Genomic DNA, 924 nt, shown 5'->3' on the forward strand with positions numbered 1-924 from the left:
AGTACGCTTGCGAAGGCGGAAAGACGTTGGATGTCGTGTACGTCGGAGACTATGCCGTGATGCTGCAAATGGATGAGCTTGTCCCGCTGAAACGCGCCAAGAGTGCATCAGGAGTACGCTACATCTCTACCAGCAAAAACCACTCCTACGAACTCTGGGGGAAGAACAACGACATGAACCTTTCAACCCACGATGGCGGAAAAAAGCAAGTCGTTCTCAGTAACTGCAAGCCATAAACACCTTCCGTTAGCCACCTGTAGGGTCAACGAGACAGCCCGCCGTCGTCGCGATCCCGGCCGCGACTGCGAAGCCGTTGGGCCTGCCGCTGGCGTGTCGCCTCGCGCTGTTCGGCGAGCAGCTTCTCGCCCACGGCCTTGATGATCTGGGCCGCCTTGGCCTGCATATCGCGATTAAGCGGCCCCAGAGCGTCCAGAACGGGCTTCAGGCGGTCACGCAGGCTCCGGGCTGTCTCCTGTGCCTGCCGGGCCTTCTCGCGCTCCTGACGCGCTCCTGCGGCCGCTGCGACGGTCGGGCCATACCCTTCCCTGACGGCAGCGGTCACGCGGGCGGCCACGGCCTCCGGCGTCTCCACGTCCTTTGAGAAAATCCCCTTACGCAGCACCCGCGGCTCGATGGCCTGCGGCGTGATGGTGGCGTGCCCGGGCTGGCGCTCGATGGCGCCGTAGTAGCTCTGGACGCGCTGATGGGTGGCCCGGCTGCCCTCGATGCCGCGTTCCAGCCCGAGATCCCTCACCACCTCGGCAAAGCTGGTCTGGTCGGCCCGCATCTTGTCGCGGCCACCGATGAACTCCTTGGCCGACAGCCGCCCGTCCTGCGTCAGCGGCACGACGAAGGCCGACAGGTGCGGGGTGGCCTCGTCGCGGTGGATGCTGGCCGTCACGATGCGATCCGCGCCGTATTTGG

Annotated in this window: 2 protein-coding genes; one reads left to right on the forward strand and one right to left on the reverse strand. The window is 64.8% G+C overall.

Features of this window, described 5'->3' with window-relative positions:
• A partial coding sequence (locus RMT89_RS40355) for an MliC family protein (protein ID WP_315888724.1) occupies positions 1-236 on the forward strand: 236 nt, incomplete at its 5' end.
• A gap of 26 nt (positions 237-262) precedes the next feature.
• Here the strand turns inward: RMT89_RS40355 and RMT89_RS40360 are convergent.
• Positions 263-924, reverse strand: a 662-nt coding sequence (locus tag RMT89_RS40360) for a plasmid recombination protein (RefSeq protein ID WP_315888725.1), incomplete at its 5' end; no start/stop codon positions are given.

Origin of the sequence: Streptomyces sp. P17 (genome assembly GCF_032436805.1) — a bacterium.
GTDB lineage: Bacteria > Actinomycetota > Actinomycetes > Streptomycetales > Streptomycetaceae > Streptomyces.